Source organism: Streptomyces sp. WAC05292 (assembly GCF_003949955.1).
In the GTDB taxonomy this organism is placed as follows: domain Bacteria; phylum Actinomycetota; class Actinomycetes; order Streptomycetales; family Streptomycetaceae; genus Streptomyces; species Streptomyces globosus.
In genome coordinates this window covers 1-7,586 of the sequence record NZ_RPSE01000317.1, presented here as the reverse complement: position 1 = coordinate 7,586, position 7,586 = coordinate 1, and the positions used below count along the sequence as shown (strand labels likewise).

The following is a 7,586-nucleotide window of genomic DNA, read 5'->3' as shown; positions in this document are numbered from 1 at the left end:
CGCGCCACCTCCACCCGCAACGACGACCCGGCGACCGCATCCCGCCCCTTCGACGCCACCCGCAACGGCTTCGTCCTCGGCGAAGGCTGCGCCGTCCTCGTCCTGGAGGAGTACGGGCACGCCCGCCTCCCGGACCGGGTCGGCCGCGGCCTCCCACGCCCGGCACACCTCCGGCAGGAAGCCGCTCCCCGCGGGGGCCGTCTCGTCGAGGACGCGGTCGCCGGCGTCCCCGTAGTAGCCGACGGCCGAGCCGCTGACGAACACCGCGGGCGGCTCGTCCATCGCGGCGGCGGCCCGCGCCAGGGCGTCCGTGCCCCGTACCCGGCTGTCCCGGATCTCCTTCTTGTACGCGGCCGTCCACCGGTGGTCGCCGATGCCGGCGCCCGCCAGGTGGACGACGGCCCCGCACCCGGCGAGCCCCGCCGGATCGACCCGCCCGGCTCCCGGGTCCCACTGCGCCTCGTCCGGCGCGGCGGGCGCCCGCCGGACGAAGCGGACGACGTCGTGCCCGTCCGCCCGCAGGGACCGTACGAGGGCACTGCCGATGAGGCCGGTGGAACCGGTGACCGCGATGCGCATGCGCCCCATGATGCCGCCGCGGCGGCCGCCCGGGCGGCGGAACACCCGCCGAGCGTGTCCGCCTCGGTGGGGTCAGGCCCCGGCCGCGGTGCCCAGCCAGGTCCCCACCGCGTACGTGACCCCCATCGCGAGCGCACCGCCCGCCACGTTCCGCAGCACCGCCCGCCCCGCGGGCGCCCCGCCCAACCGGGCGCTGACCAGCCCGCACAGCACCAGCGCCGCCGCCACGGACCCCGCCGTGACCGGGACCCGCTCCGACGGGCCCGGCAGGACGATCGCCAGCAGCGGCAGGAGCGCCCCCACCGTGAACGCGGCCAGGCTGGCCAGCGCCGCGTGCCACGGGTTGGCCAGCGCCTCCGGGTCGATGCCGAGCTCCACCCCGGCGTGGGCGCGCAGCGCGTCCCGCTCGGTGAGCTGCACCGCCGCCTCCCGGGCCAGGTCCCGGCTCAGTCCGCGCGCCGCCAGCAGGTCGGTCAGCTCGTCCAGTTCCGCCTCCGGCTCCTCCACCAGCTCCCGGCGCTCCTGGTCGAGGGCGGCCCGCTCGGAGTCCCGCTGGGAGCTCACCGAGACGTACTCCCCCGCCGCCATGGACAGCGCCCCCGCCAGCAGTCCGGCGACACCCGCGGCGAGGATCGCCGCCCGCGACGTGGTGGCCCCGGCCACGCCCACGACCAGGCCGGCCGTGGAGATGATCCCGTCGTTCGCCCCGAGGACCCCGGCCCTCAGCCAGTTCATGCGGGTGCTCATCGCCCCGTCGGGCTGCGGCCCGCCCGGCGGGGCCGGCCGCCGCGGCTGCGGCTGCGGTTCCGTCACGGCACCACTGTCGGCGCGTGCGCCCCGTACGGCCACCCGGCGCACCGTACGGGGGCGCGGCCGCGGGACGGTCGGCCGCGGGACGGCCGGTGCGGGCGCTCACACCAGCAGCCGCAGCGACGTCTCCGCGATGCCCAGCCGTACGCTCTGGCCCCAGGTCAGCTGGAGGGCGTCGGCCTCCATGCCGTCGCCGAAGACCGCGATCCGGTCCGACTCCACGGTCAGCCGCAGTCCCTGCCGCCCCTGGAGGTGGCCGGAGACCCTCGTCGTGCCGGTGGCGGGCGAGGGCCAGGCCTCGCGTACGAACCACAGGAGCCGGCGGTCGCACGGCGCGGGCAGCGGGAGGGTGCTGCCGCGCTCCAGCCACAGGGAGCGCAGCCAGCCGGTGGCGCCGGTGCCGGTGCCGACGAGGACGCCCGAGGACGCCTGGGCCTCGCCGGGGCCGGTGTCGCCGTCGGCGCCGAGGCGGTAGCGGGCCGTCTGGTGGCCGGGCGGACCGAGGTAGATCTCGTTGAGCGCGAGGAGGCGCTGGGTGTCGTCCGCGACGGCCTCCACCATGGTCAGGTCGTCCGTCCGGCCGCCGGCGGCCGCGGCGCGCAGCAGGGCGGCCGTGTCGGTGCTGCGGTGGCGGACCAGGACTCCGGGGTTGCGTCCGGGGTCGGTGTCGATGCCGACCACCGGCTGCCCGGAGAGGTACTTGGCGGTGTTGGCGACGAGTCCGTCCTGCCCGACGACGACCACCACGTCCTCCGGCGCGAACAGGAAGCGGTCCAGGTCGGCCCGTTCCACCCGGGAGCTGCGCCAGGTGAGCGGGACGGCCGCCTCCGCCTCGCGCAGCGCCTGCCGGGTCCGGTGGTGGCGGTCGGCGACCTCGTCGAGGGAGCGGCCTCGGCTGGAGAGGAAGAACGCGGCCTGGCCGTGCGTCCCGTGCCGGGCGACCAGTTCCTCGTACTCGGTCCTGCGGTGCACGAGCACCGCCCGGGGGGCCAGGCTCACGCGTCCGCCCCGGGCTGCGGGCGCCCGAGCCGGCCGAGGAGGCCGGTGAGGACGTCCGGGGTGAGGGTGATGCTGTCGATCCGCGGCAGGTTCTCCGCCAGCCGGGTCGCCGCCAGGGCGTGCAGGGTGTCGGCACCGGTCTCGCCGTGCACGCGCAGCCAGGCGGCCTGCGCCTCGGCACGGGCCGCGCCGGTCGCGCGCGCCGCCTCGGCGTCCGCGCGGGCCAGGGCGACCTTGCGGGCCGCCTCGGCCTCGGTCCGCACGCCGTCGGCCGCCGCCTTCTCCTCGGCCTCGCGGCGGGAGTTGACGCCCCGCTGCTCGACGAGCTGCTCCTCGCGGCGGGCCAGTTCGATCTGGCTGGCCAGCTCGTTCTCGGCGATGGCCCGTTCGCGCTCGACGGCGACGGCCCGCCGCTCGTAGGTGGCCCGGTCGGCCTCCTGCTGGATCTGCTCGCGGGCCGGTGTGCGCAGGGCGCGCTCCACCTCGGCCTCGGGTCGGAGCGCGACGACGCGCACGGCCACCACCTCGATGCCGGTGTCCGGGAGCCGGGGCTCGGCGGCGAGGCCTGCGGCGACGCTCTGCCGTACGGACGCGACGCCGTCGACCAGCGCGGCGGCCAGCGGGGTCCGGGCCAGCACGTCGAGGGCGTGCTGCTGCGCGGTCTCGGTGAGGAGGGTCGAGATCTGCTCCAGGGGCGCGCCGCGCCAGCTCCCGCTGTCGGGGTCCACGGAGAAGTCGAGGCGGTCGGCCGCCGCGGCCGGGTCGCTGATCCGGTAGGTGACCGTGGCCTGCACGGTGACGTCCTGGAAGTCGGCCGTACGGGCGTGGAAGGCCATGGCCAGCTCGCGGTCGTCGACGGGCACCTCGGAGAGGGCCGCCGACAGCGACCGGTACCAGAAGCTGAGCCCGCGGCCGTCGTGGACGAGCCGCCCGCGCCGGTGGTGGCGGATGTGGGCGGTGGGCGCGGAGCGCAGATGGCGCCAGCCGAGGCGCCGGGTTATGTCGGCCATGGGAACCCCCTTGATTTCGTCATGATGACGATAAACGGGAGGCTCTGATATCGTCAAGCCGACGAGAACGGGGGCGGGGCGGGAGCCGCCCGCCCGCACGCACCGGGGGGACGGCAAGTGAGCACGGCCAGACCGCAGGCGGACCGCGAGGCAACGGGGCCGCTGGCCACCGTCGACGAGATATTCCGCACCCTCATGGGCAGCCACGCACCGGACGCGGACGAACGTCCCGACGACCGGCTCATCAGCAGGATGCAGACCGCCCGCACCCTCCTCGGCCTCGGCGGCGCCGTGTGGCTCGTCCTGGCCTACCCGCTCAGCTCGGGCCGGGAGGAGTTCGTCCTCGGAAAGCTCGTCGAACTCGGCATGGCCTGCGCCGTCCTCCTGACCGGCAGCGTCCTCGGCATCATCGCCTTCCTCGCGGCCGGCGCCCCGGACCGCCGCCGCGCCTTCGCCCGGCGGCTCGCGGGGCCGCTCGTGTGCGTCCTGGCGCTCGCCATCGGCCCCGCCGTCTTCTGGCTGGCCCTCTCCACCGTCAAGGGCGACCTCGTCGGCGAAGTGGAGCTGGTGGACTTCTACTCCTCCCTCCTGGGCCGCGGCATCCTCTGCTCCGTCCTCAGCTTCCTCACCCTCGTCATCGGCTGCCTGCTCGCCATCGCCGTGCTGATCGTCTCCGTCCCGTACACGATCGTCACGGCGTACGCCTGCGTGACCTCCTGCTTCCGCGCCTCGGACGTCCACCAGCTGCTCCCCGCGCTGCTCTCGCCCCTGCTGGTGTGGTCGCTCTTCGTCTTCCAGCTCTTCAACGGTCCCGACGTCGCCGCACCGCCGGAGGTGCTCTACACCTTCCTCCTCGGCGGCCCCCTCTCCGTGACCGCCCTCTCGGTCTGGGAGGTTCACCGCCTGCGCACCCGGTACGGGATCACGCTGCGCAACGCCCTGGGCCGCTGACCGACCGCCCGCACAGGGCCACCCGGCGCACCGTCCGGGGTGCGCGGCCCACGCGCCCGTACCAGGGTGGAGGGGTGAGACGCCGACGCCAGGAGCCGGGCTGGCTGCGCGGGGCACCGCCGCCGCGCTGGGCCCGCATCGCCCCCGCGGTCGCCCTGGTCGTGCTCGTGGTCGCCCAGCGGCTCACCCCGGCCGCAGAGCTCGGCTTCTTCCTCGCCGGGCTGCCCCCCGTGGCCGCCTTCGCGTACGGGCCCGCCGGCACCGCCGTCTGCGCCGCCGTCGCGCTCGCGACGCTCGCCGTGCCGTCCGTCGCCGGCACCCACCCCCGCGGTTCCGACCTGGCGACCGTGGCCGCGATCGGCCTGCTCAGCGTGGTCATCGCCTGGGTGCGCCGAAGACGCGACACCCAGCTGGTGAACGTCCGCACCGTCGCCGAGGCCGCCCAGATGGCCGTCCTGCCGCCGGTGCCCCGGCGGGTGGGCCCCGTGCGCTGCGCCGGCCTGTACCGCGCCGCACAGCACGGCACGCTCGTCGGCGGCGACCTGTACGACGTACGGGCCGGGCCGTACGGGGTGCGCGCCCTGGTCGGCGACGTGCAGGGCCACGGCCTGGCCGCGGTCGGCACGGTCGCCGCGCTGCTCGGCGCCTTCCGCGAGGGCGTCCTCGACGACGCGGGGCTCGCCGCGGTCGCCGCCCGGCTGGACCGCAGGCTCCTCGCGGACGCCGCCGGCACGGCCGACGCCCCCGCGGGGCAGCCCGAGCTGTTCGCCACCGCGCTGCTCCTGGAGTTCCCGCCCGGCCTGGACCTCGTCCGCGTCGTCTCCTGCGGCCATCCTCCGGCCCTGCTGCTGCGCGGGATCCGGATCGCCGAACTGGACGTCGACCCGGGCCCGCCGCTGGGCCTCGGCCTGACCTCGGCGGCAGTCCCGGCCGTCGCGGACGTCCCGCTCCTGCCGGGCGACCGGCTCCTCGCCTACACCGACGGCGTCACCGAGGCCCGCGACGCGGGCGGCTCCTTCTACCCCCTCGCCACCCGCATCCCCGTCGTGGCCTCCCCGGGCCGGGTCCGCGACCCGGCCGGCCTGGTCGAAGCCCTCTGGCACGACCTGGTCGACTTCACCCGGGGCGGCCCCCGCGACGACGTCGCCCTGCTGGCCCTGTGCGCCGCGGACGACTGACCCGCGCCCCGGCCGGACGGCCGACCGGGGCGCGGAAGCCGGACGCGTCAGCCCGCGTTGCTCACGATGAACGCGCGCACCAGCTTGCAGGTGGTGTTCGACGGCCGGTGGATCCCCGTCCTGACCGCCATCGTGCGGATCTTGCGGTTGGTGGCGCGCCGGGCGTCGTACGTCCCCGAGTCGAGCAGGGATATCGCCAGCCGCATCGCCTTCAGCCGGCGGTTGTGGCTCTCGTACCACTCCCGGGGCAGACCCGCGGGAAGGGGCTTCTTCTTGACGGGCATCGGGGTCCTGGCAGTGGCCATCTACAGCCTCCCAAACGGTAGTTGGCGTCCTGTCCTACTCCCTGAATTTTACCGGCGGGCACTGACAGAACCCCCTGGCCACACCCCCTCTGACTACCCTGGGCGCCATGGAGATCTGGATCAATCCCGCCTGCTCGAAGTGCCGCGGCGCCCTCACCCTGCTGGACGCGGAGGGCGCCGACTACACCGTCCGCCGCTACCTGGAGGACGTCCCGTCCGAAACCGAGATCCGCGATGTCCTGACCCGGCTCGGCCTGGAGCCCTGGGACATCACCCGCACCACGGACCCCCTGGCAAGGGAAACCGGCGTACGAGACCTCCCCCGCGAGGCCACACCCGAAGCCCGCGCCCGCTGGATCACCCACCTGGCCACCCACCCGAAGCTGATCCAGCGCCCCATCATCACGGCAGACGACGGCACGGCGCTGGTGGCCCGCTCGGAGGAAGCGGTCCGCGAGGCACTCGCACGGCGGGGATAGGCGGGGATAGGCAGGGAAAGGGGCGGAAGCCCCGAGGACGGGATCACAGCGGCGGGGGCGGCGAACGACCGGAAGCCCCACGAGCGGCATCGAAGACCCGACGACAGCGGCCGTGCGAGCGGAAGCCGATCGGTCGGGGTCGGCATTGGTACTGGGGGTGTCCCCGGCAGTTGATGGTGTCCGGGGCGTGCCGGTCCCTCAAGGGCGCTCCCTCCGGTCGCGTCGCTGCGCGATGGCCCTTGCGGGCCCCCCTTGACAGACCGACCCGCCCCGGAGGCATTTTTTCTGCCGGGACGCCCCCAGGGAAACGGCCAGGGGGAACGAAGACCACAGGGGCTCGTCAGAGCCCTCGCCCTCCCGCTCCGGCAGCCGCATCCAGCCCCACCGGCATCAGCAGACCCCTCGGCGGGGCCCTGTCGGCCTGATGTCGCGAAACGATGCCCAGAGCATCATCCGCAGACAGAAGCGCCCCAGATCGCTACGCGGCCCCGCTCTTTCGGCGGCCGACGGCCGTCAGAGGCTGGGCGGCGCGGCAGATCGCTACAGGGGCACCCTCGGCTCGGCGGCTGACCCCCGCCCTGGGCCGCGCAGCGCCCCAGATCGCTACATGCCCGTGCATGATGGGCGGCTGGCCGCCGTCTGGGGCAGCAAAGCGCCCCACGTCGCCACTCGCCTGAGTCATTCGGCGGCCGACAGGCCGTCCTGGAGCGTGAAGCGCCACAGCTTGCATGCGTGTGCCCACCTTCGCCGGCCAGCGGGCCGTCCGGTCCGCGAAGCGGTCCGATTCGCTGCGCACTGCCGCCCTCTTTCGGCGGCATGGGCCGTCGTGGGGCGCGCAGCGCCCCAGCCCACTCCCTGCTGCTCCTATATCGCCGTCCGACGGCAGGAGGACAGCATTCGCCCTACGAGCCCCCGTCATCTGACATTCCGGCGGTCAGTCGCCGAGCCGACGGCGCCCCTGTAGCGATCTCACGCGCCGCCTCCGCCCCGGACGGCCGCCGGACGCCCAAGAGAGCCCGGCCACGTAGCGATCTGACGCGCCGCCCCAGCCCCTGACGGCCGACGGCCGCCGAAGAGAGCCGGGCCGCGTAGCGATCTGGGGCGCTCCTGTCACCGGATGACGCTCTGGACATCGTTTGGCGACACCAGAGCCGACAGGGCCCCGCCGACGGGTCTGCTGATGCCGGTGGGGCTGGATACGGCCGCCGGGGCGGGAGAGACCGCTCCCTGATGCCCCCTCATGCCTCACCCTCCCCCCAGGCCATTCCCCTGGGG

Annotated in this window: 7 protein-coding genes and 2 pseudogenes; 4 read left to right on the top strand and 5 right to left on the bottom strand. The window is 75.3% G+C overall.

The features are described from left to right. Positions 1 to 72: pseudogene (locus EF903_RS36140) on the top strand (hypothetical protein); the annotation flags it as partial. Positions 73 to 117: 45 nt separating this feature from the next. Here EF903_RS36140 and EF903_RS25190 read toward each other — a convergent pair. The 4 genes and pseudogenes from EF903_RS25190 to EF903_RS25175 all read right to left on the bottom strand — a co-directional run. Then, positions 118 to 579: pseudogene (locus EF903_RS25190) on the bottom strand (NAD-dependent epimerase/dehydratase family protein); the annotation flags it as partial. 72 nt (positions 580 to 651) lie between these two features. Further along, on the bottom strand, positions 652 to 1,326 hold the full coding sequence (locus EF903_RS25185) for a VIT family protein (RefSeq protein WP_125546851.1): 675 nt from the start codon (positions 1,324 to 1,326) through the stop codon (positions 652 to 654). A 165-nt stretch (positions 1,327 to 1,491) separates the two neighbouring features. Beyond that, positions 1,492 to 2,388 (bottom strand): hypothetical protein, encoded by an 897-nt coding sequence (locus EF903_RS25180; RefSeq protein WP_125546847.1) that lies wholly within the window; start codon positions 2,386 to 2,388, stop codon positions 1,492 to 1,494. Continuing rightward, entirely contained in the window at positions 2,385 to 3,398 is a 1,014-nt protein-coding gene (locus tag EF903_RS25175; RefSeq protein ID WP_125546845.1) for an SPFH domain-containing protein, read from the bottom strand. Before EF903_RS25175 ends, EF903_RS25180 begins: the two co-directional genes overlap by 4 nt. 117 nt (positions 3,399 to 3,515) lie before the next feature. On the opposite strand from EF903_RS25175, the gene EF903_RS25170 reads away from it, so the two are divergent. Beyond that, entirely contained in the window at positions 3,516 to 4,349 is an 834-nt protein-coding gene (locus tag EF903_RS25170) for a hypothetical protein (RefSeq protein ID WP_125546843.1), read from the top strand. Positions 4,350 to 4,423: 74 nt separating this feature from the next. Further along, positions 4,424 to 5,527, top strand: coding sequence for a PP2C family protein-serine/threonine phosphatase (locus EF903_RS25165; protein ID WP_312845961.1), 1,104 nt, complete (start codon positions 4,424 to 4,426; stop codon positions 5,525 to 5,527). A 47-nt stretch (positions 5,528 to 5,574) separates the two neighbouring features. Here EF903_RS25165 and EF903_RS25160 read toward each other — a convergent pair whose 3' ends face one another. Then, positions 5,575 to 5,832 carry a hypothetical protein gene (locus tag EF903_RS25160; protein ID WP_114057297.1) on the bottom strand — a complete coding sequence of 86 codons (258 nt, stop codon included), beginning with the start codon at positions 5,830 to 5,832 and terminating at the stop codon, positions 5,575 to 5,577. 107 nt (positions 5,833 to 5,939) lie between these two features. Here EF903_RS25160 and EF903_RS25155 point away from each other — a divergent pair, with 107 nt between their 5' ends. Next, positions 5,940 to 6,311 carry an ArsC/Spx/MgsR family protein gene (locus EF903_RS25155; RefSeq protein ID WP_125546841.1) on the top strand — a complete coding sequence of 124 codons (372 nt, stop codon included), beginning with the start codon at positions 5,940 to 5,942 and terminating at the stop codon, positions 6,309 to 6,311. Positions 6,312 to 7,586: the final 1,275 nt, after the last annotated feature.

Excerpts from the sequence above, each read along its gene's own strand:
- EF903_RS25185 (WP_125546851.1), bottom strand. The coding sequence starts at position 1,326 with ATGAGCACCCGCATGAACTGGCTGAGGGCCGGGGTCCTCGGGGCGAAC.
- EF903_RS25175 (WP_125546845.1), bottom strand. The coding sequence starts at position 3,398 with ATGGCCGACATAACCCGGCGCCTCGGCTGGCGCCATCTGCGCTCCGCG.
- EF903_RS25160 (WP_114057297.1), bottom strand. The coding sequence starts at position 5,832 with ATGGCCACTGCCAGGACCCCGATGCCCGTCAAGAAGAAGCCCCTTCCC.
- EF903_RS25155 (WP_125546841.1), top strand. The coding sequence starts at position 5,940 with ATGGAGATCTGGATCAATCCCGCCTGCTCGAAGTGCCGCGGCGCCCTC.